We start from the raw sequence: 26,552 nt of genomic DNA, 5'->3' as shown, positions 1-26,552 counted from the left end.
AAATTTAGAAAAATATAAAATATGAAAGCGAATAACATTTTAGAAACAATTGGAAACACGCCAGTCGTAAAAATTAATAAATTATTTGGCGACAAAAATGTTTTCATCAAATTAGAAAGAACAAATCCGGGTAACAGCATCAAAGACCGTATCGCACTAGCAATGATAGAAGATGCAGAAGCAAAAGGATTGTTAAAACCAGATAGCGTAATTATAGAACCTACTTCTGGGAATACAGGGATTGGTTTGGCATTAGTAGGAGCGGTAAAAGGTTACAAAGTAATTTTAGTAATGCCAGAATCTATGAGTGTTGAGCGTAGAAAATTAATGGAAATCTATGGTGCTGAATTCGATCTTACTCCTCGCGAAAAAGGAATGAAAGGCGCTATTGAAAGAGCTGCAGAATTGGTAGCTAATACTCCAAATGCTTGGTCTCCATCGCAATTTAGCAATCAGGCAAATGTTGAAGTTCACAAAAAAACTACAGCACAAGAGATTTTAGCAGATTTTCCAGATGGTTTAGATTATGTAATTACAGGTGTAGGAACAGGCGGTCACATTACAGGTGTAGCTTCTGTTTTGAAAGAAAAATTCCCGAATATTAAAGTAATTGCTGTAGAACCAGAATTGTCTCCGGTTTTAAGTGGTGGAGCGCCAGGTCCGCACCCAATTCAAGGGATTGGAGCAGGTTTTGTGCCAGATGTTTATCGTACAGATTTAATAGACGAAATTATTCAAATTGGTAAAGACGAAGCTTACGAATATGCCAGAGAAATTGCTAAAAAAGAAGGGATTTTAGTAGGAATTTCTACAGGTGCGTCTTTAGCAGCAGTTGCTAAAAAAGCAGCTACTTTGCCAGATGACGCCAAAATCTTAACTTTCAATTACGATACAGGAGAACGTTACCTTTCTATTGAAGGATTATTCTAAATAAAATCATCACTTTTCCCTTTCTTTTTAAGGGAGGGAAAGTGATTTCATAAAATATTTTTCTTCTTTTCTTAGAAGAGAATTGTAAATCTTTAACTTTCAGAAAATCAAATTTTTACCCTATCGTTTTCGATAAGGCGGCGGAGATTTTATGCTAAAATTATGAAAAAAAACATTCAAAATACAGGAAAAGTGGTTTTGGCAGGAGCTGGACCAGGCGATCCGGAACTTATCAGTCTAAAAGCTTTGAAATATCTTCAAAAAGCAGATGTAATTCTTACAGACAGATTGGTTTCGCCAGAGTTGATAGAAGAATATGCTTCCGAAAAAGCAGAAATTGTGTATGTTGGTAAGCAATGTTCTAAAGGAATTTGGACTCCTCAAAAAGACATCAACAATTTGATGGTGCAGTTTGCCAAACAAGGGAAATTGGTACTTCGTCTAAAAGGTGGAGATGCTAGCCTTTTTTCTAATATTTTGGATGAACTTCAAATTTTAAAAGAACACCAAATTTTATACGAGATTATTCCCGGAGTTTCTGCGGCTTTTGGTGCTGCGGCTTATACAGGTATTCCGCTTACCGCTCGCGAATATTCTAGAGGTGTAAGGTTTCTTACGCTGTACGATTTTAAATTCGTAACACTTCATCAATGGCAAGATTGGGCAACTACAGAAGACACTTTGGTGTTTTATATGAGCGGACAAAAATTAGAAAATATTACTCAAAAATTAATAGAATTTGGAATTGAAGGTTCTAAATCTATCGCGGTGGTGCAGCAGGCAACTACGCCAGAACAAAAAACGCAGGTTTTCTCTTTCGAGGAAATTAAAACTCAATCTTTACCCGAATTTGAATTTGTTCCAACACTTATCATTATTGGAAATGTAGTGAATTTGCATCATCAATTTGCTTGGTTCGAAGAAAAAAAATCTGGAAATTCTTATTTCGATAATCACAAAACAAGTTATCAAAATGCTATCTGATACTAAACAAAATTTATTAGAACAATTGGTTTCTAATGCTTCTTTTGAAGAGTTAATTTACGCCAAAGGTTATTTGGCGGGTTATATTGCAAAATCTGGCGAAGGAAATTCTATGCCACAGAAATCTTCTGCTTTGGTAAACGTAAAACCTCTCATTGTTTATGGTACCGAAACTGGAAATGCAAAAAAAGTAGCATCAAAATTACAAGCAAGTTTTAAAAAGGAAAAAATTAACGCAAAATCTGTAGATATTTTTCAGTTTGATGTTAAAAAATTAGAAAAAGAAACGTTGGTACTTTTCGTTATCAGCACGCAAGGAGAAGGCGAATTTCCGCTTAATGCAAAAGATTTTTACGAAAAACTGAAGTCTTCTAATGTAAATCTTGGTCAACTTTCTTATGCTGTTTTCGGTTTGGGAGATAGTTCTTATCCTCTTTTTTGTAGTGCAGGAACGCTCTTGGACGAGGTTTTAGAAGAAAAAGGAGCCAAAAGATTATTACCTTTGGTAAAAGCAGATGTAGATTTTAATCCTTTGGTAGAAAATTGGCAAAAAGATTTGCAAAATTTATTTTCTGATGTTAAAACTGAAGCTAAAGTTGCACATTCTGTTCAAAATATTCCTCATAAAAAAAATTATAAAGGCAATATAAAACATAAAATTGTACTCAATGATAATGGTTCTAACAAAGAAACGTATCATATAGAAATTGTTTCAGATGAAGAAATTTCTTATCAACCTGGAGATGCTCTTGGTGTAATTCCGAAAAATTCTCAAAAAGATATTCAATTTATTTTAGATGAATTCAATGTTGAAAAAGAACAAGAATTTTCTATAAAAGGCGAAACCAAAACTGCTTTTGATTGGTTAGAAAGTCGAAATGTTAAAGGACTCAGCAAGCATACTTTAGATGCAATTTCACCAGTTTTAGAAATTGAAATTCTTTCGGAAAAAGCAGATTTGTTAGATGTTTTAAATTCTGCAGAACAGAAAAATTTAGACGCTGATAAATTTTCAAAACTCCTTGAAATTTTGTTGCCCGTTGCGCCTAGATTGTATTCTATTTCGTCTTCAAAAGAAGCGCACGATGGCGAAGTTCATTTAACGGTGAATCTTCATAAATTTAATACAAATGATCAAGAAAAAGAAGGTTTTGCTTCTCGTTATTTGGCAGATTTGCCTTTAGAAGAAGAATTTGAATTTTATATTCACAAAAACGAAAATTTCAGACTGCCGGAAGAAGATAAAGATATTATTTTAATTGGTCCAGGAACGGGAATTGCGCCTTTCAGAAGCTTTTTGGCAGAAAGAGATTCAACAGGAGCTGAAGGTAAAAACTGGCTTTTCTTTGGCGAACAGCATTTTTCTTTAGATTTTTACTATCAAACCGAAATTCAGGAATGGATAAGTACGGGAGTTCTAACCAAACTGAGCACGGCTTTTTCTAGAGACCAGCAAAGAAAAATTTATGTTCAGGATAGAATTTTAGAAAATGCTAAAGAATTTAATCAATGGATTGAAAATGGAGCTTACATCTACTTGTGTGGGCAAAAAAATCCGATGTCTAAAGATGTAGAGCAGACTTTGATAGAAGTAATTTCGGCTCAAAGAAATGTTTCGGTAGAACAAGCTATTGAAATCTTAGACGAACTGGAAAATGAAGGAAAATTTTTGAAGGATGTTTATTAGAAGTCAGAAGTCGGATGTCGGAAGTCAGAAGTCAAAAGTCAAAAGTCAAAAGTCAAAAGTTAAATCTAAAATCTAAAATCTAAAATTAAAATTATGAGCGATAAATTATCTCCAATAGAATATATAAAAATGAAAAGCGACGGACTGAGAGGTACGTTGAAAGAAAGTATAGAACAAGACAATCATACCGGAAATGTGAGACCAGACGATGAAGCTTTGGTGAAATTTCACGGAATGTATGTACAGGACGACAGAGACAGAAGAGCCGAAAGAGCTGCAAAAAAACTTGATAAATTGTACTCTTTTATGATTCGTCTCAGAATTCCGGGCGGAGCTATTACGGCAGAACAGTGGCAAGCTTTACACCAAGTTTCTGAAGAATTCGGTACAGGAACTCTCAAAATTACGACCAGACAGACGGTTCAGCTTCACGGTATCTTAAAACACGAAATAAGACCAACAATTCAGGCATTTAATACCGCAAAATTAGATTCTATTGCGGCGTGTGGCGATGTAAATAGGAATGTAATCGCCAGTTCGCATCCGCAATTATCGCCCATTCATCATCAAGTGCACGAATATGCGGATAAAATTTCGAAATTACTTTTGCCAAAAACCAAGGCGTATTATGAAGTTTTTATTGATGGAGAAAAAATCTACGAACGTTCTGCCGAAGCAGATCCTTTGTACGAAGACCGTTATTTACCAAGAAAATTCAAAATTGCTGTGGCAATTCCGCCAAGCAACGATGTGGATTTGTTTACCAATGATTTAGGATTAATTGCGATTATCGAAAATAATGAATTGAAAGGCTTCAATCTTGTTGTTGGTGGCGGTTTGGGAACTACACATGGCAATGCTTCAACTTTTCCGAGATTAGGAAATGTTCTTGGTTTTTTAGATTCGGAAGAGAAAACAATGAAAGCAGTTTACGAAGTTTTAACCATTCAAAGAGATTTTGGAAATAGGGCAGATAGAAAATTATCGAGGCTAAAATATACTATCGAAAGATTAACGGTAGAAGGCTTTAAAGAAGAATTAGAAAAAAGAATTGGCTTCAAACTAGAACCTGCAAAACCTTATCAATTTACCGAAAGAAACGATAGATATGGTTGGCAACAAAGTGCTGATGGAAAATGGTATTATACACTTTTTGTAGAAAATGGAGTGGTAAAACCTTATCAAAAAGCATTTTTAATAGAAATAGCAAATCTTAATATCAGCAATTTTATTTTTACAGGAAACCAAAATCTAATGATTGGAAATATTTCTGAAAATGATAAGAAAAAGATAGAAGATTTAATAGAAAAATTTGAAATTGAGAAAAATATTTCGCCTATCAGACAGAGTTCTATGGCTTGTGTTGCATTGCCAACTTGTCCATTAGCTCTTGCGGAAGCACAACGCTATTTGCCAGAATTGGTAACGAAAATAGAGCCAATTTTAGCAAAACACGGACTTTCAGATGACGATGTTTCCATCAGAATGACGGGTTGCCCTAATGGTTGCGGAAGACCTTATGTAGCAGAATTGGGTTTTATAGGTACAGCTGCAGAACAGTATAATTTTATGTTGGGTGGCGATAGATATGGATTAAGATTGAACAAATTGTATAAAGAAAAACTTTCGGAGCAAGAAATTTTAGAAGAAGTAGATGTTTTATTCGCTCAATATATGAAGGAAAAACAAGAAGGAGAGCATTTTGGAGATTTCGCTTACAGAACTTTTTTCAATTAAAATAAAATTAAGTTTTAGGAAAGATTTAGGATATTTTGTATTTTTGAAAAGTATTACCAAAAAATATGCTTTCAAAAAAAGTAAAATATGCCATTAAAGCTTTGATATTTATTTCTAAAAATATCGAAGAAAAGAGACCTATTTCAGCTAAATTAATTTCTGAAAAAGTAAAAATTCCGTACAAATTTTTAGAAACTATTTTGAGAGAACTCAAACAAAATAAAATTCTAAAAAGCGAAAGAGGTGCAGATGGCGGATATTCTTTCCTTAAAAATCCTTCGGAAATTACTGTTTTAGAGGTTATAAGGTTTATAGATGGGCCTGTTTCTATGGTAAATTGCGTCTCAATTAATTACTATCAAAAATGTGAAGATTGCATAGATGAAGATACGTGTAGTATTAAATTGCTCTTTACAGAAGTAAGAGACGCTACGTTGCCAATTCTTGCCAAAACCATCGAACAAATGGCTATCGAACACCATTAATTTTAACCAAATTTTTTAACAATTATTTGTAACATATAATTGTTGTTAATATAATTCATACTAATTATATAGGAATTATATAATTTATGTATATTTGCACCTTTAAATAATGTAAAAAGGTATTTCTAAGGAAGAAGTATTATTTCAAAATCAATGAAAGATAGAGTGATATGAAGATTAAATTTTTAAATGGATTTTATTATCAAAATAACTCCAAGAGCAGTTGTAGCTAATTATTTTAAAAGAAAATCGTCTAAAAAAACTTATAAGAATTAAAGTTTTTAGAATTACAAATCAACAAATTTTTTAAAATAATTATCATCAATGAAAAGAATCATTTACGTTTTAGGGCTATTATTTATTAATCAAAATTTTGCCTACGCTCAAGAAAAAGACAGCATTCTAATTGCACAAAGAAAAATAATAAAAGGATATGTGGTAGATTATGACAATACGCCACTTACCGACGCAATTATTAAAATAAAAGGTACAGAATACTCTGTAAGGTCTGATGCAGAAGGAACTTTCAAACTTCAGAATATGAATGATTTTCCTGTAGTTTTGGAAGTTAATAAAAAAGGATACCAAAAATCTGAAGTCATTTTAGACGAATATCAACCTACCATTACCATCAAATTGAATTTAATTGAAAAGCATATTGAAGCCGTTTTGGTAACTTCTAGAAGGAGAAGCGAAGAAATTCAGAAAATTCCAATTCCAATTACAGTTTTAACTGCGAAAAAAATAGACGATACTGGTTCTTTTACGGTAAATAGATTGAAAGAATTGGTGCCAACCGTACAATTGTATGCTTCTAATGCAAGAAATACAACACTTAATATTAGAGGTTTGGGTTCTACTTTTGGTTTAACAAACGACGGAATTGATCCCGGAGTTGGTTTTTATGTGGATGGAGTTTATTATGCAAGACCGGCAGCTACAGCTTTAGATTTTATTGATACTGAAAGAATAGAAGTTCTTAGAGGTCCTCAAGGTACTCTTTTTGGGAAAAATACTACGGCTGGTGCTTTCAATATTACAACGAAAGATGCTACTTTCCGCCCGACTGCGAATTTTGAAATTAGCGGAGGAAATTATGGTTTTTTACAAGCTAAAGGTTCTCTTTCTGGTCCAATTTCTAAAAAATTAGCTGCCAGAATTTCGTTTTCTGGAACTCAGAGAAACGGACTTTTGTATAACGTTCACACTCAAGATAATATAAATGACATTAATAATATTGGGGTAAGAACTCAATTTTTATATAAACCAACGGATAATATTAAAGTTACTTTAAATGCAGACATTACAGACCAAAAACCAGATGGTTACGGTTGGCCAGTTGCGGGAGTTGTAACTACAAAAAGAGCTGCTTACAGACAATTTTATAATATTATTAAAGATTTAAATTACGAAATTCCATATAACAGTGCTTTCGAAAGGAAAGTAGATTTAGATACTCCTTCCAAAGCTGATAATCAGCTTGGAGGGGTTTCTTTGAATGCAGATTTCAAATTAGGAAAAGGTACAATTACCTCTACTTCTGCGTTTAGATATTGGAAATGGACTCCACTTAACGATAGAGATTACATTGGTTTGCCTGTTTTTACGATTTCTTCGGGGAATTCGGTTCATAAACAGTGGTCTCAGGAAATAAGATATTCTGGTAATTTAACCGAAAAATTGCATGGTGTAATTGGTGTATTCGGGTTGTGGCAAGACCTTAATTCAGACCCTGTACAAACGGAAGAAGCGGGTTCTGCACAATGGCGTTTTGCACAAGATTCTACCAGTTCGTTATGGAGTACACCTGGTTTGTTTGATAATTTTGGAATTAGAACTACCAATAGAATTCAAAGTACAAGTTTAGCAATATTTAGTCAGGTTGATTGGGCTATTACCGAAAAATTTCACATTTTGCCGGGCGTAAGATATAATTATGACAAAAAAATAGCCAATTATAAAAGAGAAACTTATGGCGGATTGCAAACTACAGACCCAGCTCTTATTGCATTGAAAAATAAAGTCTATACCAACCAAGCTTTCGATACGGATGCTAAAGAAGGAAATTTCTCAGGTCAACTCACTTTACAGTACAATGTGAACAATAATTTCAATACCTTTGCTACATATTCCTTAAGTTATAAACCAGTTGGAGTTAATATTGGTGGTTTGCCTACAGCTAACGGACAAGTTTTGATAGATTTAGCAAAAATAAAACCAGAATCTGTAAGACATTTTGAAGTGGGAGTAAAAACAAAACCTACACCTAATTCAATTTTTAATGTGGTATTTTTTAATGATGACATCAAAGATTACCAAACTCAAGTGCAAACTCCAGAACCTGGTGTAAACAGAGGTTATCTTGCAAATGCCGAAAAAGTAAATGTAAAAGGTGTGGAAATAGATGGTAACATAAGAATTCAGAATTTTGTATTCAATGCTGCTTTGGCATATACAGAAGGCAAATATGTGAAATTTACCAATGCACCTGTGCCTTTAGAAGAAGTAGGAGGAAGCTTAGCTTTTAAAGATGTTTCGGGAGGCAGACTTCCGGGAATTTCTAAATGGTCTGGTTCTTTCGGGGCAGAAGATTCTTTTGATGGACATTTTCTAGGTTTTGAAGGAAGTTATTTCGTGGGAGCAGATGTATTCTTCAGGTCGAATTTTTCTTCCAGTCCTTCTCCTTCACAGTATTTAAACATTTCTGGATATTATTTAGTAAACAGTAGAGTAGGTTTCAGAGCATCTAATGGTTTGTCTATCAACCTTTGGGCAAGAAATTTATTTAACAGAGATTATTACGAACAATTATTGGCTGCTTCGGGCAGTGCCGGGCATTATGCCGGAGTAATAGGCGATCCTGCTACTTTTGGTGTAACGCTGAAATATACTTTAAAATAAATTTGAATGAGTAGAAATACGCTATTCCCGATTTTCTTAAAAACAGACCAAGCTCATTTCCTTGTAGTAGGCGGTGGTAATATTGGTTTAGAAAAAACTGAAACACTTCTGAAACAAAACCCCGAAGTAAAAATAACAATTGTTTCACCAGATTTTTTAGAAGATTTAAAAATAATTGATGATCATTATCAAAATGTCTCTATAAAACTAAAATCATTTGATGAAACAGACTTGGATGAGGTAGATTTTGTGGTGGCTGCTACTAACAATAGAGAAATTAATGCCGAAATTAAAAAACTTGCCAACGCTAGAAAAATTTTGGTAAATGCGGCAGACCAACCAGAATTGTGCGATTTTTATTTGGGTTCTATCGTTAATAAAGGAAATCTTAAAATAGCAATTTCTACCAATGGTAAATCTCCTACAATTGCCAAAAGACTCAAAGAAACGTTGCACGAATCTTTACCAGAACAGCTAGACGATTTAATTCTGAATCTTAATAAATTGAGAAATCAATTGTCTGGTGATTTTAAAAATAAAGTACACATTCTAAATAAAGTTACTGAGAACCTTTCTTCGCATCCAGAAGATTTTGATAAGTATATTTCGGATATTTCTCAGCTCGAAAAATCTGTTTTGGTGGTAAAAAGAGCCAGAAGAATCGTTAACAATACATTATTGATAATGGGAGCGGTTTTGGTATTGTTTTTTGCTTTTTTCATCATTAAATATTTTAACCTTTGGGCAGATGTTTCTTTATTGTTGAATAAAGATAACAACCGATTCTTGTGGATGATGTTTACAGGATTTGTAGCAGAAATAGTTGCAGGTTCTGTAGGGATGGGTTATGGAGTAATTTGTACTACTATTTTATTGAGTTTTGGTATTGCACCACATATCGTTACAGCAAGTATTCACTCGGCAGAATCTTTTACTTCTATGGCAGGAAGTATTAGTCACTACAAACTGAAAAACGTTAACAAAAACATGGTGAAAAAGCTTGTATTACCTGCAATTATTGGGGTAATTATAGGAGTAGCAGCCATTTCTTTTTTAGGCGAAGAATATGCAAAGTACGTAAAACCATTTATTTCTCTTTACACGATGTATTTAGGATTTAAGATTTTTCAAAATTCTGTTTTAAAGAAAGATTCGGTGAAATATCCTAAGAGAAAAGCAAATTTCAAAGTTTTGGGAGTTTTTGGAGGGTTTATAGATTCTTTTACTGGTGGCGGTTGGGGACCTTTGGTTACCGGTACACTTATCAAAAATGGTTATACACCAAGATATGTAGTAGGGAGTTCTACGGTTGCAAAATTCATTTTAACGGTAGCCAGTGCAATTGCTTTTATCTACACCATCGGGATTCACCACTGGAATATTGTTCTAGGATTGTTAATTGGAGGAATTATTACCGCACCGTTTTCTGCAAGACTTACCTCAAAAGTACCTTCAAAATATATGTTTATTGCCGTTGGAGTTTTGGTAATGGGTTTAAGTTTATCTAGTATTATAAAAACGGTATTGAGTTTTTTCTAATCAAATGAATTCTCGAAATAAGAAATAAAAAACACAATTTTTACCATAAAAACCAAAGAAGCCTTATCTTTTGATTGGGCTTTTTTTATAAATTTACCAAAAAAATAGGTTGACAGAAAAATACTCCAGAGTTTCTCCTTTTAAAGTTTATATATCATTCAAAAAATATTTGGATGTTTTGGAGCATATTCGCTATAATGATAGATTAGAATATCGTGCGCAGTACGCAGAATCTCTTATCGAAAAAACAAAAAATTTCAAAGAATTTAGAGAAGGTTTTCAAGACGAAACCTTGTTAGAAAAACATGCAGATTTAATAAGACTTTTATTAGCAGATATATTTCCTACGGGGCTTACTCTTAACGAAATAAAAGCAGCAAGCGTTCCTATTACCAATATTACTTTTAATTATACCGAACGTTTTAAAAATATTTTAAACGAAGCAGGTAGAGATTTCAGTATGGAATTTAGACAAGTAGATGACGACGAATTTTATATTTTCTGCTGTTGTCTTATTTTGCAATCTTATTTTAAAAAAGATATTAGAACTTCTCTTCCATTTTATTATGATATTCCTGATAAAAATGGAATTATAAAACATTATAAAATAACGATAAACTCAGATTTTACAGAGATTTATCCCATAGAAAATGCCGAAATTCCTTCAGATGAAATTGTTAATTATTTGATGGATAATATGGACGATGTAAAAATGTGGAAAAAATATTTCCCGCCAGAATCTTGGTATCTAAAAGGTTTTACCATTATTACTTTGGTAGATAGCACCGTAGAAATTGCACTTTCCGAATTGAAATCTAACATTATTGAGATTAACCCAGGAAATCCTTTGCCAAACAATATGAATGATATTTTCAAATCATTGTTTGATATTCCTCAGATTAATTTTGGTTTCATGTTATATGATGCTAAAAACCATAATTTGCAGAAATTAGATTTCTATAATAACGTTTTCACTACTCCAATTTTAGATTTTTGGCTCAGTTTATTCAATAAAAAAATTAGAAGCGAAGCCATTTCTAATATCAGTTATAACCCAAAACCTATCATTGTTTCAGATATTATTAATTTAGACGAAGAAATAAAAAAAATACCATCTTATCAATCTTTAGAAGAACATGATATAAGAAGTTTTATGATTATTCCTATCGTTAAAGATGGTAAATTTCTTGCAGCTTTAGAATTTACTTCTTCTATTCCGAATTCTTTTAATGGTTTGAAATTGAAGAAAATAGAGCCGTTTTTGGATGTTATTCTCTTTCCGATAGACCGTTTTAATTTTGAGAAAAACAATCAAATTGAAGCAATTATACAAAGAGAATACACCAGCATTCACGAAAGCGTAGTGTGGAAGTTTCGCAACGAAGCCGAAAAGTATTTCAATGCGATGATTTCTAATAAAATGTACACTTTGAAAGAGATTTCTTTCAAAAAACTTATTCCTTTATTTGGACAAACGGATATTCGTTCGTCTTCCGAAAAAAGGATAAAATATATGTTAGAAGATTTGAACCATCAGCTTCTTTCTCTCCAGAATATTTTTGATGAAATTCCAAACGGTTCTGAGAAAATGAAAAGCAAAATTTTGCGTTTAAAAGACAGTCTGAACAACGATTTGAAAGGAGATACGGAACGTAAAATTCAAAAATATCTAAAAAATAATATTCATCCTGCTTTAAGAGAAATTCAAGAAGAAACACTTTCGGAAAAGTTGAAGCACGATATTCATCATTATTTTGGTAAAATTTCTCCTAAATCTGAACTTTTTTATATTCAAAGGAATAAATTAGACGAATCTATAACTCTTATCAATAGGAAGATTGCGGATATTTTAGACGAAAAACAAACTTTGGCTCAACATATTTTTCCTCATTTCTACGAACGTTTTAAATCTGATGGAGTAGAGCATAATTTGTTTGTGGGACAAAGCATTTCTCCTAATCAAAAATATTCTGGTGATGTTATTAAAGAATTGAGATTTTGGCAGTTAGAAACCATGTGTTTTGTAGAGCATCAATTAGAAAGTTTCAAAACTCGTTTGCCAATTCATTTAGATTTGGCACCACTTATTTTTGTGTATAACGAAAAAGTAAACATCCGTTTTAGAATGGATGAAAAAAGGTTTGATGTAGATGGAGCTTACAATTCTTATTACGAAATCATCAAAAAAAGATTAGACAAAGCGCTCATTAAAAATTCTACCGAAAGGCTTACCACTCCAGGTAAAATGACTATTGTTTATTTAGAAAAAGAACACGAAAAAGAGTACCTTGGCTATATTGCAAAACTTCAAGAGAAAAATCTTTTGAAAAATGATGTTGAATTTTTAGAAGTTCAAGATTTGCAAGGGGTTACGGGTTTGTTTGCTCTTCGGGTTTCTTTGTTTTTCAATAATTAAAGTTGAACAAAAGCATAAGCGAAAGAAAGTACGGAAATGATAATTCCTGCCATAAATATTTTGTAGGTTATAGAAAGCAATTTGTATTTTCTGTCTAAAACAGAGCCTAAAAAATATAAATCTTTAACCAAAGAATTATGAATGTATTCTCGGTCTTTAATCATATCTTGCATAGCTTCCTGATAGTTTTCTAAAGTCATTTTATGAAAATTCCCAAAAAACAAAAGATTTACTTTTCTAGCTTTTACATCTTCGTTGGTAAATGTAGTGTTGGTAACGTTTGGTTTTGTAGATAAAATGGCGAAAATAATAGTAAGAACACTCGATAAAATAAGTAAAAATGTAGGAATAACAAGATGCGAATTTTTAGGAGCATCTAATTTTGGAATCAATACAGAAAGACAAACAGAGATAATAATAGCATTTACCGAAAGCAAAATATTGGCTTTGCTGTCTGCAATATCGCTCAATCTGGTATGATTGCTCAGCGTAACTCTAAATAGCGTATCTACACTTCTGTCTGGTTTTGTTTCCTTTATTTCTTTTTTTTCTACATTCATTTCTACATCTTTATTTTCGAGTTCCTTTTTTTCTATTTTTTTTGCGAGTTTTTTAATGTTTTTTTGTTTTTTAGGTTCCCAATTTTCCTTTGCATAATCGGTATAATATTGATGCATATTTTGAAGGAAATTAAGGTTCAAAGCATTCCATTCTTCTGTTGTAAATTGTTTAGCATTAAGAATTTCCCATTCTTTTCTCAGAAGTTTGGCTTTTTCCGAATATTCTTTGAAAGCAATATGCGCTGTATCAGCATCTTTTACCACTTTTTCTAAGAAATTTTCTGGTGTGTGGTATTTATCTGTTGCCAGAATAAGTTGAGAAACTTCTGCAATATATTCTTCCGAAACATCTTCGTTTGCAAGAAATTCTTTCAAGATTTTTGCACTTTCTTTTTCGTGTTCTTGGCAGTTTACAACATATCCTATATCATGAAACCAAAGCGCAAGCAAAACCTTATCATAATCTTCCGAAGAGACCTCAGAATGTTTCAATATTTCTTCGGCTTTTTCTACAACTTCCGAAGTATGAACAAAATTATGATACAAGTATTCTGAAGATAACTTATCTTTGAACAAGTGTTCTACAAAATTGCGGGCTTTATTTAGCATGTAATTCAATTAATTTTTATGTAAATGTATGAATTTATCTGTGAATATAATTAATTTTAAATCGAGACCTTTTTCAATATATCTTCCTTTGTTAGCATTTTCGTTAACGATTCATTCTTGTGCTTCTTATAACAATCAAATAGGAAAAAATGCAGCTTTAACTACAGAAGCTAAGATAAATTCTGATAAAGAATTCCAAATTTTTCTTGTTGGCGATGCAGGCAATGCAGATGAAGCTCAATCTCAGCAAACGCTTCATTTTTTAAAATCTAAAATAGATTCGGCAGACAAAAGTTCAGCTTTAATATTTCTCGGAGACAATATTTATCCTTTAGGAATGCCGCCGGAAGACAGCAAAGATTATCCTTTGGCAAAAGAAAAATTAGAAAATCAATTGCTAATTACCAAAGATTTCAAAGGAAAAACTTTTGTAATTCCGGGTAATCATGATTGGTATTATGGTTTGAAAGGTTTGCAAGCTCAGGAAGAATTTGTGAAAAAATATTTAAACGACAAAAAGTCTTTTTTGCCAAGAAAATCTTGTCCAATAGATGATGTTAATTTAACGGATAATATTAAATTAATTACCATAGATTCTGAATGGAGTCTTGTAGATTGGGAAAAATATCCTGGTATTAATAAAGATTGTGACATTAAAACGCGTGATGATTTTTTCTCAGAATTGAAAGATTTAATCAACAAAAATCAAGATAAGCAAATTATTATAGCAGTGCATCATCCTATGGTAAATTCTGGCGTTCATGGAGGTTTTAATTCTTTTAAATCTCACATTTATCCGCTAAGAAGTACTTTTCCGTTGCCTATTTTTGCTTCATTTATCAATATTTTAAGAAATTCTTCTGGTGCAAGCATAGAAGATATTAACAACAAGCATTACGCAGATTTTGCCAATACCATTAAAAGCATGGTTCAAGACAAAGAAAATATTATTTTTGTTTCTGGTCACGACCATAATTTGCAATATCATTCTGAAAAAAACTTAAGACAAATTATAAGTGGAGCTGGCTCTAAAACAGATCCTGCAACCATTACTGCTGCTACAGATTTTTCGTACGGAGGAAGCGGTTTTGCAGTTTTAAATATCAGAGAAAATGGCAGTTCGGATGTTGAATTTTTTTCAACTAAAAATGGTGTTTTTAAAAAGTTAAATCAAATTTCTGTAAGAGAAAAAACTTCTGTACTTCCACAAAATGTTGCATCAGAATTTCCCACAACGATGGTTTCTACCATTTATCCAAAAGAACTCACGCAGAAAAGTTCTATTTATAAATGGCTTTTTGGCGAACATTACAGAAAATATTATGCACTTCCTATAGAAGCTAATGTTTTAGATTTTTCTAAAAGTGAAGATAAATTTATGCCATTTAGAGAAGGTGGCGGCAATCAATCAAATAGTTTGAGACTTATAAAATCTGATGGGCAAGAATTTGTGATGCGAGGTGTCAAAAAAAGTGCAGTACGTTTTCTCAACAATATGGCTTTCAAGAAAAATACTTTCGGAAGTGAACTTCAAGATACTTTTCCAGATAAATTTTTGATGGATTTTTACACAGCCAATCATTCTTTTACTCCTTTTTCTGTGGGAAATTTGGCAGAGAAAATTAATCTTTTTCACAGCAATCCTCAGTTGTATTATATTCCAAAACAATCTGTTTTAGGAGAGTATAATCAAAAATATGGTAATGAACTTTATATGGTTGAAGAAAGATTTTCTTCAGATAAAAAAACGCTTGAATCTTTAGAAAATGCAAATGATATTGTATCAACAGATGATGTTTTAAAAGACCTTAGAAAAAATCCTGAAAATAAAGTTGACCAAGAAATTTATTTGCGTGCAAGATTATTTGATATGTTAATTGGAGATTGGGACAGACATACAGACCAATGGAAATGGGCTGCTTATAAAAATGATAAAAAAACAGTGTATAAACCAATTCCGAGAGATAGAGACCAAGCTTTTAGTAAATATGACGGTGTTTTGTTCAAAATTATAATGCAAATTCCTACAATTAGACACATGAAAACCTTTAAAAGTGACCTCAAAAATGTAAAATGGTTTAATATGGAACCTTATCCTATGGATTTGGTTTTTGCTAAAAACGCATCGGAAGAAGATTGGAAAAAACAAGCTCAATATATCAAAGAACATTTGTCTGAAACAAAAATTAAAGATGCTTTTAGCAACCTTCCGAAAGAAGTTCAGGATGAAACGATAAAAGAAATTCAAGAGAAAATTATTTCCAGAGAGAAAAATTTAGAAAAATATGCTTCGGAATATTTTCAGGTTTTGCAGAAAAAAATTCCGTTGGTAGGAACAGTAGGTAAAGATAAATTTGTGATTACCAAAGAAGGAGATTCAGTTAAAATTCAGCAATATGAAATTAAAAAATCTGAAGAAAAACTTGTTTTTGAACAAACTTATCATAATCATTTAACCAAAGAAATCTGGATTTTTGGTTTGGAAGATGATGATACTTACGAAGTTTTTGGAAACGGAAAATCTAAGATTAATATTCGATTGATTGGAGGTTATAATCACGATGTTTACAAAGTTAAGAACGGCAGAAATGTGAAAATTTATGATTTTAAATCTCAAAAAAATACGTATGAAACAGATGCGAAAACCTCCAAAATTATAACAGACGATTACGACTTGAATAGCTACCAGTTCAAACGCCCGAAATACAATTATATGGCGGGTTATCCCAATTTTAATTACAATCCTGATGACGGAATTGCGGTAGGATTTCTTATAAATGGAGCCGTAAATAATTTTGTGAGAGACCCATTTTCCCAGAAACATTCTCTGAAAACGGAATTCTATTCTGCAACCAATGGTTTGAGTTTAGAATATACCGGAATTTTTAAAAAAGCGCTCAAAGGTTGGGATTTGGAGCTTCACGGTTTGTACACAACACCTCATTTTACACAGAATTTTTTCGGGTTGAGCAATGAGAGTAGTTTTGATAAAGAAAAATTTGAACAAGATTATTACAGAGCCAGAATTTCGCAGGCAAAGGCTTCGGTAGTGGTTTCTAAAGTAAATTGGTTGAGTTTTAAGAATAGTTTTGAGCTAGGTTACGAAAATAATAAAATTGAAAAAAATGAAGACCGATTTGTAATGAATTCTTCTGATGTGAATTCGGAAGTTTTTAAAAATCAACAATTTGCTAACGTTCATTACGCTTTTGGTTTTGAAAATTATGACAATAAAGCTTTTCCTGCTTTAGGAATGAAACTTCAGGCAAATGCTTTGTGGAAATTCAATATCTCAGACTTCAATCAAAACTTTTTGGTGCTTTCGGCGCTTTTAAATATTGACCATAGAATTGACAAGCAAGGTAAAGTGGTTTTTGCCAATTCTTTGAACGGAACTTGGGTAAGCAATGAAAATTTTGAATTTTATCAAGCTGCAAACATCGGTGGAAATAGCGGTTTACGAGCTTACAGAAATCAAAGATTTTCTGGAAAATCTGCTTTGGTAAATAGTTCAGAAATAAGATGGAATCTTTCTAAAGTTAAAAATAATCTCGGACCTACAGATTTTGGAGTGGCTTTAGGATATGATTTCGGTAGAGTATGGAACAATAGCGAAATTTCCCAAAAATGGCATCAATCTGTAGGAGGAGGTGTTTGGATTCGTTTTCTGGAAAGCTTCTCGGCAAGAGTAAACTATTTTACAGGCAGCGACAAAGGACGAGTTTCTGCAAGTATTGGGATGAGATTTTAAAACTCAAAACGATAGAGATTTCCAGTGTCTTTTCCGTCTTTTTCGTCGGCAATTAAAACAGAATTATTATTTATAAAAACCAAAGCTTCTTTTTGAGACTCGTGTCCGAAAGGAAGCTTTTTAATTTGTGGATTTTTAAAATTTGTTTTGAAAAAATCTGAAACTAAATACAAATTTTTGTGTGTAAGCAATGCAATTTGGTTTTTAGAATTGATAGAAGCCGAAGTAATAGCAGCATCGTTATAACCACCTTCTAACTGTAAAGTTGCAATTTTTTTAGCTTCGAAATTTCCTTCTTTATTAGGAATTTGGAACACATAGAAAGTGCCATCAAAACCTTTGCTTCTATTTTTGGTGAAAAGATAAAAGTAACCATCTTTTTCTACAAAAGCTTCACAATCGTATAGCCAATGAGATTTTTTTGGTGGAAATTCTGTTTGTCCTTCATAATGAAAAGCAGTAGTTTGTATTACTTTTGTGGTTTCTTGTTCTGGGTTTTTTAAATCAACTTTTAAGATTTTAAGATTCTTTCTGTCGTTATCATTATTGCCAAAATCTCCAATGTAGATGTTGTTTTCTTTGTCTTTTATAAGGTCTTCCCAGTCTGTGTTTTCTGTATTTTCTACCAAAGTTTCAGAGAGGAGTTTTCCGTTTTCTCCAAAAGCATAAATTGCATTTTTATTGCCTTGGTCTTCAATTCCCCAAATGGTTTTTGGGTCTGTAGAAACTACCATTCCCGAAAGTTCTTTTAATTTTTTAGGAAGTTTGGTAATTACTTCAAAATTTTGATTTTCAGAAGTGTTTTCAGATTTTGGATAGCAACTCAAAACTGCTAAAATGGCCAAAGGATATACAAAATATTTCATAGAACAAACTTATAAAATATTTTTCACAGAAAAAATTTAGTAAAAATTAGAAATGGATTTGAAAAAAAACCTCGCTTAAATTAGACGAGGTTTGTATTTTGTGATATTTTTCACGAATTTTATAACTCATTAATCAATTTATTCCAAATTTCTTTATCAAAAGCTGCGTAATGGTTTCCATCGGGAACAGTGATGAGTTTTTTATGGCTCGAATTGCAGTTTTTTAAGATTTTTTGAGACATAAAATAAGGTAAATTGGTGTCTTTTGTACCGTGAATAAGCAATAAATTCCCATTATAATTTTTAATTTTTTCTGAGTTGTCTGCAAGTTTGTCAATTCCAGATTTTGTAAGTTCTGTAGTATTAAAATATGGTCTTACCAAGATATTTGTTAAACTTTTAAAATAAGAAATCATATCCTTAAGATTAGAAGCCGGAGCAAGCAAAACAAGATGAGGAATTTTGTTGTCTACCGCTAATTTGGTAGCGAAAACGGTTCCCAAAGAATGCCCAAAAATATAATCTGTTTTCTCTTTAGAATTAATGAATTTATAGAAATTTTGGTTGACTTTAAATTGATTTTCAAAGCTAGATTTTCCTTCAGAATAGCCATTTCCGTTATATGTAATTACGTAAATTTTCATCTCATCTTTTTGAGCCAAAGTGGTAAGTTGGTCGAAAATATTAAAAACATTGAATGTATTTCCTAGCATGAAAACGCCAACTTTTTTATATGTTTTTGGTTGTATTGTATAAAATTCTGACAATGAATTATCGCTAAATTTCTTAAAATCTCTTTTAATTTTTGTGTGATTTAATATTAAAGAATCCGAATTTTTAGAAATGATAAATTTATTGGCTGCAAATTGAACAGAATCTTTAGAAATAACGGTTAAATAAGATGGTGCTAGTTGATTGAAGATTTTTGTTTTATCGTATTTCGTTGGAGTAAAGAAAACGGTTTCTTTAATTGGATTTTTAGACCTAATATAAGGTATAGAAATTAAATATAATGCAATAATTATAATGCAGAAGATTCCTAAGATTTTGAAAAGTTTTTTCATTTTTAATGCTTTTCAAGTATCAGTATTATAAGTTTTTCTTTTGTTACAGAATATTATTAAAAACTTAGAAAATTGCCAATGATATTATGTTTTTTTAAGTTTTATATATCTACATACCTGTTGTTCAAATTATTTGGAAAGTTTATTTCAATCGAAATATTAATAACTTAAAAGTAAGTAATATTTAAAATGCACAACGGGTAAATTTATTTAAAAATTTTATTTAGCTCAAATTTTATAACTTTTTTAGTAGGTGTTAATTTAGTAACAAATTTTTTATAATATTTTTTAAAAATACTTCAGATTCATTTCTGGTTTTATTTTGAGAAGCGTTTCGTAGATAAGTTTTATTACGTTGGCTACATCTTCTTTGGCTACCATTTCTACGGTAGTGTGCATATATCTTAAAGGTAAAGAAATAAGCGCAGAAGGTACACCGCCATTAGAAAACGCAAAAGAATCGGTGTCTGTTCCTGTTGCTCTGCTCAGTGCATTTCTTTGGAAAGGAATTTTCTTTTTGTTGGCAGTTTCTGTAATTAAATCTCTTATAATATGATGAACAGAAGGTGCGTATGCAATTACAGGTCCGTCTCCGCATTTCATGCTGCCTTCTTTCTTTTTCTCAATCATTGGAGTAGTGGTGTCGTGCGTAACGTCTGTAACGATGGCAATATTTGGTTTGATGGTTTGCGCAATCATGGTTGCTCCATACAAGCCAACTTCTTCTTGAACGGAATTGGTAATATATAAACCGAAAGGCAATTTCTTCTTATTTTCTTTCAAAAGTCTGGCAACTTCGGCAATCATAAAACCTCCCATTCTGTTGTCTAAAGCTCTACAAACGAAGTAGCGGTCGTTCATTTCGAAAAATTCATCAGGGTAAGTAATCATACAACCTACATAAATTCCTAGATTTTCTACTTCTTCTTTGCTGGTACAACCACAGTCTATAAAAATATTTTCAATTTTTGGAGTTGGTTCGTTTTGATTAACTCTTGTGTGAATTGCTGGCCAACCGAAAACGCCTTTAACAATGCCTTTTTCACCGTGAATGTGTACAATTTTAGAAGGTGCTATCAATTGGTCTGAACCTCCGTTTCTGATAACGTAGATTAAACCATCGTCTGTAATATAATTTACATACCAAGAAATTTCGTCGGCATGAGCTTCAATTACTACTTTAAATTCGGCTTCTGGATTAATAATTCCGTAAGCAGTACCGTAATGGTCCACTTTAATTTCATCTACAAAAGGCTTAATGTATTCTGTCCAAACTTTTTGCCCGTTCTGCTCAAAACCAGTTGGTGAAGCAGTATTGAGGTATTTTTCTAAAAATTTTAAGGATTTACTTTCAAATTTCATATAAAGGAACGATTTTTGTGGTAAAATTAATCAATTTAATTTTCTTTTGAATAATGAAATTTAGAATCCCATTAATTATTGCGCTTTTATTGTTTGGTTTTAGCCTTAATGCACAACAAGATACCATAAAAGTAGAGTTGAAGGCATTGAAAGATGTGCCGAAAGAAAAGCTTAAAAAAGATGAATTTGGTTATGTTTATTATTACGACGATGCGCAGAAAGCCAGAGTTTACGAAATAAACGGCGAAAAAGTGGTGGTAATGGATGAGCTTATTTTGCTTAATAAGCCTCATTTTAATAATCAACTAGATAGAAATTTCTATTATTTTCTCAATAAAAAACTCAATAGAGTTTATCCTTATTTTATTACAGCATTAGAACAATATCGTGATATAGAAGACGAATTAGAGAAAATTGATTCTGAAAAAAGGAAAGTGTACATTAGGAAACGCCAAGAAGAACTTGCCAATCAATACGAAAAACAATTGCGAGACCTTACCACAACCGAAGGAAGAATTTTTGCTAAATTAATGAACCGCGCTACCGGAAAAACGGTGTATGAAATTATAAAAGAATTGCGTGGAGGCTGGAGTGCTTTTTGGTGGAATGTAAAAGGAAACCTCGCAGATGTGGATATAAAACAAGTGTACGACCCTTATTCGGTGAGAGAAGATACTTTTATAGAATCTCTACTTTTGTCTAATTGGAATTTGGGCTATCTGCAACCTTACGAAGGATACAAAGATTTTAAAGTAAATAAATAGAATGAAATTATTATTCAGAATTTTGATTTTCGCTTTTGTGCTACAATCTGCAGAAGCTTATTCATGGGGAACAACAGGGCACAGAACGATTGCCGAAATTGCAGAGCATCACCTTAGCAATAAATCTAAAAAGAAACTAAAGAAAATTCTTGGAAACCAAAAACTAGCGTATTTTGCCAATTGGCCAGATTTTGTAAAATCTGATTCTCTAAAAAGATATAAAGAAACCGAAATTTGGCATTATGTAAATGTAACTCCAAAGCTCAATTTTCAAAATTTTGAGAATGAATTAAAAGAGAATAAAACGCCAAATCTTTATTCTGCAATTCAAAAACAAGAAGCGATAATTAAAGACAAAAACGCTACAAAAGAAGATAAAGAAATTGCTGTAATTTTTCTAATTCACTTGATGGGAGATTTGCACCAGCCGTTTCACGTTGGTAAAGCCGAAGATCAAGGCGGAAATCTTGTTCCGTTAACTTTTTTCAGAGAACAAACCAATCTGCACAGTTTATGGGATAGTAAATTGGTAGATTTTCAAAAATATTCTTATACCGAATATGCTGATGTTTTAGAAAAAAAATCTAAAGATGAAGTAGAGAAAATTCAATCAGGGAATCTTGAAGATTGGCTTTTCGAAAGCTATAATACTGCTGCAAAAATTTATTCTCAGACTCCAATTAACGGAAATTATAGTTACGATTATAACTATAAATTTTCTGGAATTATGGAAGACCAACTCTTGAAAGGTGGTCTTAGACTTGCAAAAATATTGAACGAAATTTTAGAGTAATTTTTCTTTCAATTTTTCAAATACAATTTTATCAATTGGTAAAGGTAATGGCTTTTCTTCTTGCAGGGAAATCCATTTTACGTTTTCTATGCTATCGTCTAGAATTTTTAACTCGTCAAAATTTAAAATATTTACAGTATAATAAATGGTGAGTAATTGTTCATTTTCTCTAAACATAGAAGCCAAGAATTCTTCTTGAGTGTAAAAATGTTCTAAAACTTCTATTTTAAGGTTTAATTCTTCGGCAAATTCTCTGTGAAGACATTCTAACGTTCCTTCTCCGAATTCTAGTCCTCCGCCAGGTAATTTTACCAATTTTTTGCCAGCGTAACCTTCGTCTAATGCCATTAATTCTTGGTTTTCGTTTACATATATCGCGTAAACTCTTATGTTAATTTTGTCTATCATTTTGTTTTAGTATTTAGTAATTGGTATTATATTTAATAATGATTTAATCTTCCAGCAAAACCGCATTTATCATTTCGCGTTTTCCTTTCGGCCCTTCTATTTTTTTTACATCGAAGTTTAATTCTTTTAAAATTCTTCTCACACTTCCTTTGGAAGAATAGGTGGTGAGCAAACCGCCAACTCGCATTTTATTTTTTACCATTTCGAAAAGTGGCATTTCCCAAAGGTCTGGTTGAACTCTTGCACCGAAACAATCATAATATACCAAATCTATTGGTGGTAATTCTAGATTTTCTAGATTAAAGAAGTCACATTCAAATTTTGTGAGAGAAAAATTGGGCAGAATTTGATGAGTTTCGTTCCAACTTACCGAATGAATTTTTTGATAAATTTCTTCAGAATTTTCAAAATTAAAATGCTTTACATAAGATAGCTCAGCTATTTCATCACTTGTTACAGGATATTTTTCGATGGTGAAGTAATTTATTTTATGATTTTTATCATTGTTCAAATGATGATTAATTGTAACTAAAGTATTTAATCCTGTACCAAAACCAAGTTCAAGAATGTTGATTTCGTAATTATTTATGTTATTTATTCCGTTTTTTATAAATACATGTTCTGCTTCTTGTAAAGCACCATGATGAGAATGATATCCTTCGTTTAATTCATTGATAAACAGTGTTTTACTGCCGTCTTCTGTGGTTTTTATCTCTCTTTTCAAAGTATTTTTGTTTCAAAATTAAACTAATTTACTGAGATTTAAAAAATTATATTAAATTTGTAGAACATCAAAATAAATTTAAAAAATGATAATTCAAAAAACTTCAAACTCAAAAATATCAAGCTTTGATCCTGATAATTTTTCGTTTGGAACTACATTTGGGGATCACATGTTAATATGTGAATATGAGAACGGTAACTGGGGCGAACCTAAAATTATGCCTTACGGACCATTGCCAATTACGCCAGCTAATATGGCTTTTAATTATGGTCAAGCGTGTTTTGAAGGGATGAAAGCGTATAAAGATGAAACTGATGAAGTTTTTCTTTTTAGACCAGAAAAGAATTTTGCTAGAATTAATAAATCTGCTAAAAGATTGGCAATTCCAGAAATTCCTGAACATGTTTTTTTAGATGGATTAAAGGCGCTAATTGATATTGATAGAAATTGGATTCCAAAAGGTGAAGGAAAATCTCTATATATTCGTCCGTTGGTTTTTGCTACTGAAGAAACGCTTAAAGCTAGAATTTCTGAAAAATATATGTTTGCTATTGTTACATCGCCAGCTCAGATGTATTATGCTGAACCTGTTGCTGTAAAAGTTTCAGACCATTATTCTCGTTCTGCAGAAGGTGGAGTAGGTTCTGCTAAAGCTGCTGGAAACTATGCAGGTAGTTTTTATCCAACTCAATTAGCAAATGACGAAGGTTACGACCAATTAATTTGGACTGATGATGCTACGCATACTAAGTTTGAAGAAAGTGGTACAATGAATGTTTTTGTTAGAATTAATGATACTATTTTAACGCCAAAAACTTCTGAAAAAATTCTTGATGGTGTTACCAGAGATTCTTTCTTGAAATTAGCAGAAAGCAAAGGATATGAGGTGAAAGTAGGTGATGTTTTGGTAAATGATGTGAAAGAAGCTGCTAAAAATGGTACACTTAAAGAAGCTTGGGGCGTTGGTACAGCTGTTGTAACTACTGTTTTCAAACAAATTGCTTTTGGAGAAGAGAAGTTTGACTTGCCAATTCTTAGCGAAGAAGAAAGTTATGCACTTACTCTTAAAAAAGCTTTGGTAGATATTCAAACCAATAAAGTGGAAGATCCATTTGGCTGGAGAGTAAAAGTAGAAAAACAAGTTTTTGAAACTGTTTAAGAAAAATCTAAATATTATAGTTGAAGCCGAGAAAACTTTTCTCGGTTTTTTTTGTTTTATTTTGTAAGTTATTATTACTTTCGCATTTTGTATGAAAAAAGCAATTGTTTTTTTAGTTTTTGTGGTAATTTCTTGTGCTAAAAATACACAAGTACATCCTCCTGTTGGCGGGATTCTTACCGAAAAGGATTTGGAAGTTTCTAAAAACAGAGCTAAAAGTCTCAATTTGATGGAGAGAAATCAAATTCAAGATTGGATAAATCATCAAGATCAAAAATTTTATTCTACCGGACTTAATTATTGGATTAATGTTGAAGATTTCGAGCAAAGAACTAAGAAAAAAGATGGTGATTTGGTTTCTTATCAGTACGATTTGTACGATTTTAACCAAGAGAAATTATATGATAAGCCTACAAAAAATATTGAGGTTCAGTTAGGTAAATTTGATGAATTGAAAGCGGTAGAAGATGCCGTAAGATTTTTGAATAAAGGAGAAGAGGCTACGCTTTTAGTACCTTCTGTGTTGGCTTTCGGTACGTATGGAGATGATGAGAAAATCCCAAATGATATGCCTCTTATTATTAAACTTAAAATTTTATAGAAAATATAATATGAAAAAAATAATTTTATTACTGTTAGCAATAATTTCAATAACGAGTTGTACTCCAATTTATAAAAAAATGAATATAGACAAAGATTTTTACAACAGTCTTCAAGACGGTGTATATGCAAAAATGGAAACTTCTAAAGGTGAATTAATTATCAAATTTTTTGATAAAGATGCGCCTGTAACTGTAGCGAATTTCGTGGGACTTGCAGAAGGTACTATCGAAAACAAAGCAAAAGCAAAAGGAGTTCCTTATTATGACGGAATTGTTTTTCACAGAGTGATCAAAAATTTTATGATTCAAGGTGGTGATCCTCAAGGTACAGGTATGGGAGATCCTGGTTATAAATTTGATGATGAAAAAAATGACCTAAAACACGAAGGTAAAGGTTATCTTTCTATGGCAAATTCTGGGCCTAATACCAATGGTTCTCAGTTTTTCATTACCGAAGTTGCTACGCCTTGGTTAGACGGAAGACATACTGTTTTTGGTAAAGTGATTAAAGGTGATGATGTAATTGATGCTATTGCTAATTCTGAAACTGGCACTCAAGATAGACCAAAACAAGAAATTAAAATCGTAAAAGTTACCGTTTTTACTAAAGGTGATGATTACAAAAAATATGATGCTGCAAAAATCTTCAACGAAGGAAAAGGGAAAATCCAAGAAAGTAATAAAGCTTACGTTGCCAAACAAGAAGCAGAAGCTGCTAAAAAATTAGAAGATTTAAAAGCTGGTATGACGACTACTGCTTCTGGTCTTATGTATAAAATTACTAAGTCTAACCCAGAAGGTAAAGCTCCAAAAGCTGGAGATATGGTTTCTGTACATTATGCTGGTAAATTAACCAACGGACAAGAATTTGATAATTCTTTCAAAAGAGGCGAACCTATTGAGATTCCAATTGGTGCTGGGCAAGTAATTAAAGGTTGGGACGAGGGTATCCTTCTTCTTAAAGAAGGCGAATCTGCTACTTTATTAATCCCTTCAGAATTAGGATACGGAGCAAGAGGTGCTGGTGGAGTTATTCCTCCAAATGCTTGGTTGATTTTTGATGTGGAATTAGTTAAGGTAAAGTAATTCTTTCAATAAAATATTTTAAGAACGTATCTTTTGGTACGTTCTTTTTTTTATATATATTAAAAAAATAGACAAAAGTCTTTTTTTGTTTGGACAAAAGTCTTATATTTGTGTAAAATTTATGA

Annotated in this window: 20 protein-coding genes; 14 read left to right on the top strand and 6 right to left on the bottom strand. The window is 32.0% G+C overall.

Annotation, left to right across the window (positions count from 1 at the left end):
- Positions 1-21: 21 nt before the first annotated feature.
- The 8 genes from cysK (at position 22) to QM746_RS12355 (ending at position 12,679) form a co-directional block, all read left to right on the top strand.
- Positions 22-930 carry a cysteine synthase A gene (gene cysK / locus QM746_RS12390; protein ID WP_414984517.1) on the top strand — a complete coding sequence of 303 codons (909 nt, stop codon included), beginning with the start codon at positions 22-24 and terminating at the stop codon, positions 928-930.
- A 162-nt stretch (positions 931-1,092) separates the two neighbouring features.
- On the top strand, positions 1,093-1,914 hold the full coding sequence (cobA, locus tag QM746_RS12385) for a uroporphyrinogen-III C-methyltransferase (RefSeq protein WP_414984516.1): 822 nt from the start codon (positions 1,093-1,095) through the stop codon (positions 1,912-1,914).
- The gene (locus QM746_RS12380) at positions 1,904-3,601 is read left to right on the top strand and encodes a sulfite reductase flavoprotein subunit alpha (RefSeq protein WP_414984515.1); all 1,698 of its coding nucleotides are present in this window, start codon (positions 1,904-1,906) and stop codon (positions 3,599-3,601) included. The genes cobA and QM746_RS12380 overlap by 11 nt, the downstream gene beginning before the upstream one ends.
- A gap of 90 nt (positions 3,602-3,691) precedes the next feature.
- Entirely contained in the window at positions 3,692-5,338 is a 1,647-nt protein-coding gene (locus tag QM746_RS12375; RefSeq protein ID WP_414985154.1) for an NADPH-dependent assimilatory sulfite reductase hemoprotein subunit, read from the top strand.
- Between the two features lie 65 nt (positions 5,339-5,403).
- Positions 5,404-5,823 (top strand): RrF2 family transcriptional regulator, encoded by a 420-nt coding sequence (locus QM746_RS12370; protein ID WP_374365066.1) that lies wholly within the window; start codon positions 5,404-5,406, stop codon positions 5,821-5,823.
- A 324-nt stretch (positions 5,824-6,147) separates the two neighbouring features.
- Positions 6,148-8,724, top strand: coding sequence for a TonB-dependent receptor (locus tag QM746_RS12365; protein ID WP_414984514.1), 2,577 nt, complete (start codon positions 6,148-6,150; stop codon positions 8,722-8,724).
- A 6-nt stretch (positions 8,725-8,730) separates the two neighbouring features.
- Positions 8,731-10,263, top strand: coding sequence for a TSUP family transporter (locus QM746_RS12360; protein ID WP_414984513.1), 1,533 nt, complete (start codon positions 8,731-8,733; stop codon positions 10,261-10,263).
- A gap of 109 nt (positions 10,264-10,372) precedes the next feature.
- Positions 10,373-12,679, top strand: a complete 2,307-nt coding sequence (locus tag QM746_RS12355; RefSeq protein WP_414984512.1) for a GAF domain-containing protein — start codon at positions 10,373-10,375, stop codon at positions 12,677-12,679.
- On the opposite strand, the gene QM746_RS12350 is transcribed toward QM746_RS12355, so the two are convergent.
- Positions 12,676-13,848 carry a Pycsar system effector family protein gene (locus tag QM746_RS12350; RefSeq protein WP_414984511.1) on the bottom strand — a complete coding sequence of 391 codons (1,173 nt, stop codon included), beginning with the start codon at positions 13,846-13,848 and terminating at the stop codon, positions 12,676-12,678. The two genes, QM746_RS12355 and QM746_RS12350, sit on opposite strands and share 4 nt — an antisense overlap.
- A 28-nt stretch (positions 13,849-13,876) precedes the next feature.
- On the opposite strand from QM746_RS12350, the gene QM746_RS12345 reads away from it, so the two are divergent.
- Positions 13,877-17,599 carry a metallophosphoesterase gene (locus QM746_RS12345; protein ID WP_414984510.1) on the top strand — a complete coding sequence of 1,241 codons (3,723 nt, stop codon included), beginning with the start codon at positions 13,877-13,879 and terminating at the stop codon, positions 17,597-17,599.
- Here the strand turns inward: QM746_RS12345 and QM746_RS12340 are convergent.
- The 3 genes from QM746_RS12340 to QM746_RS12330 form a co-directional block, all read right to left on the bottom strand.
- Positions 17,596-18,465: a hypothetical protein gene (locus QM746_RS12340; protein WP_414984509.1), complete on the bottom strand. Its 870-nt coding sequence runs from the start codon at positions 18,463-18,465 to the stop codon at positions 17,596-17,598. The two genes, QM746_RS12345 and QM746_RS12340, sit on opposite strands and share 4 nt — an antisense overlap.
- A 119-nt stretch (positions 18,466-18,584) precedes the next feature.
- Positions 18,585-19,529, bottom strand: coding sequence for an alpha/beta hydrolase (locus tag QM746_RS12335; protein ID WP_414984508.1), 945 nt, complete (start codon positions 19,527-19,529; stop codon positions 18,585-18,587).
- A 288-nt stretch (positions 19,530-19,817) separates the two neighbouring features.
- Complete coding sequence (locus tag QM746_RS12330; RefSeq protein WP_414984507.1) at positions 19,818-20,891, bottom strand: M28 family peptidase; 1,074 nt, start codon at positions 20,889-20,891, stop codon at positions 19,818-19,820.
- 53 nt (positions 20,892-20,944) lie between these two features.
- On the opposite strand from QM746_RS12330, the gene QM746_RS12325 reads away from it, so the two are divergent.
- Positions 20,945-21,655 carry a DUF4294 domain-containing protein gene (locus tag QM746_RS12325; protein ID WP_414984506.1) on the top strand — a complete coding sequence of 237 codons (711 nt, stop codon included), beginning with the start codon at positions 20,945-20,947 and terminating at the stop codon, positions 21,653-21,655.
- Between the two features lies 1 nt (position 21,656).
- Complete coding sequence (locus tag QM746_RS12320) at positions 21,657-22,448, top strand: S1/P1 nuclease (protein WP_414984505.1); 792 nt, start codon at positions 21,657-21,659, stop codon at positions 22,446-22,448.
- Here the strand turns inward: QM746_RS12320 and QM746_RS12315 are convergent.
- Both QM746_RS12315 and mnmD read right to left on the bottom strand, forming a co-directional pair.
- Complete coding sequence (locus QM746_RS12315) at positions 22,440-22,856, bottom strand: NUDIX hydrolase (RefSeq protein ID WP_414984504.1); 417 nt, start codon at positions 22,854-22,856, stop codon at positions 22,440-22,442. The two genes, QM746_RS12320 and QM746_RS12315, sit on opposite strands and share 9 nt — an antisense overlap.
- 43 nt (positions 22,857-22,899) lie before the next feature.
- Positions 22,900-23,580, bottom strand: coding sequence for a tRNA (5-methylaminomethyl-2-thiouridine)(34)-methyltransferase MnmD (gene mnmD, locus QM746_RS12310; protein ID WP_414984503.1), 681 nt, complete (start codon positions 23,578-23,580; stop codon positions 22,900-22,902).
- 85 nt (positions 23,581-23,665) lie between these two features.
- Between mnmD and QM746_RS12305 the strand changes: the two genes are divergently transcribed.
- The 3 genes from QM746_RS12305 (at position 23,666) to QM746_RS12295 (ending at position 26,427) form a co-directional block, all read left to right on the top strand.
- Positions 23,666-24,739 carry a branched-chain amino acid aminotransferase gene (locus QM746_RS12305; protein WP_374363394.1) on the top strand — a complete coding sequence of 358 codons (1,074 nt, stop codon included), beginning with the start codon at positions 23,666-23,668 and terminating at the stop codon, positions 24,737-24,739.
- Positions 24,740-24,830: 91 nt separating this feature from the next.
- Positions 24,831-25,340 (top strand): FKBP-type peptidyl-prolyl cis-trans isomerase, encoded by a 510-nt coding sequence (locus tag QM746_RS12300; RefSeq protein WP_414984502.1) that lies wholly within the window; start codon positions 24,831-24,833, stop codon positions 25,338-25,340.
- A gap of 79 nt (positions 25,341-25,419) precedes the next feature.
- Positions 25,420-26,427: a peptidylprolyl isomerase gene (locus QM746_RS12295; protein WP_414984501.1), complete on the top strand. Its 1,008-nt coding sequence runs from the start codon at positions 25,420-25,422 to the stop codon at positions 26,425-26,427.
- Positions 26,428-26,552: the final 125 nt, after the last annotated feature.

It is taken from the genome of Cloacibacterium sp. (assembly GCF_047601505.1).
Taxonomy (GTDB): Bacteria; Bacteroidota; Bacteroidia; order Flavobacteriales; family Weeksellaceae; genus Cloacibacterium.
The sequence above is the reverse complement of the archived record's forward strand: the minus strand, read 5'-3'. Positions and strand labels throughout refer to the sequence as shown.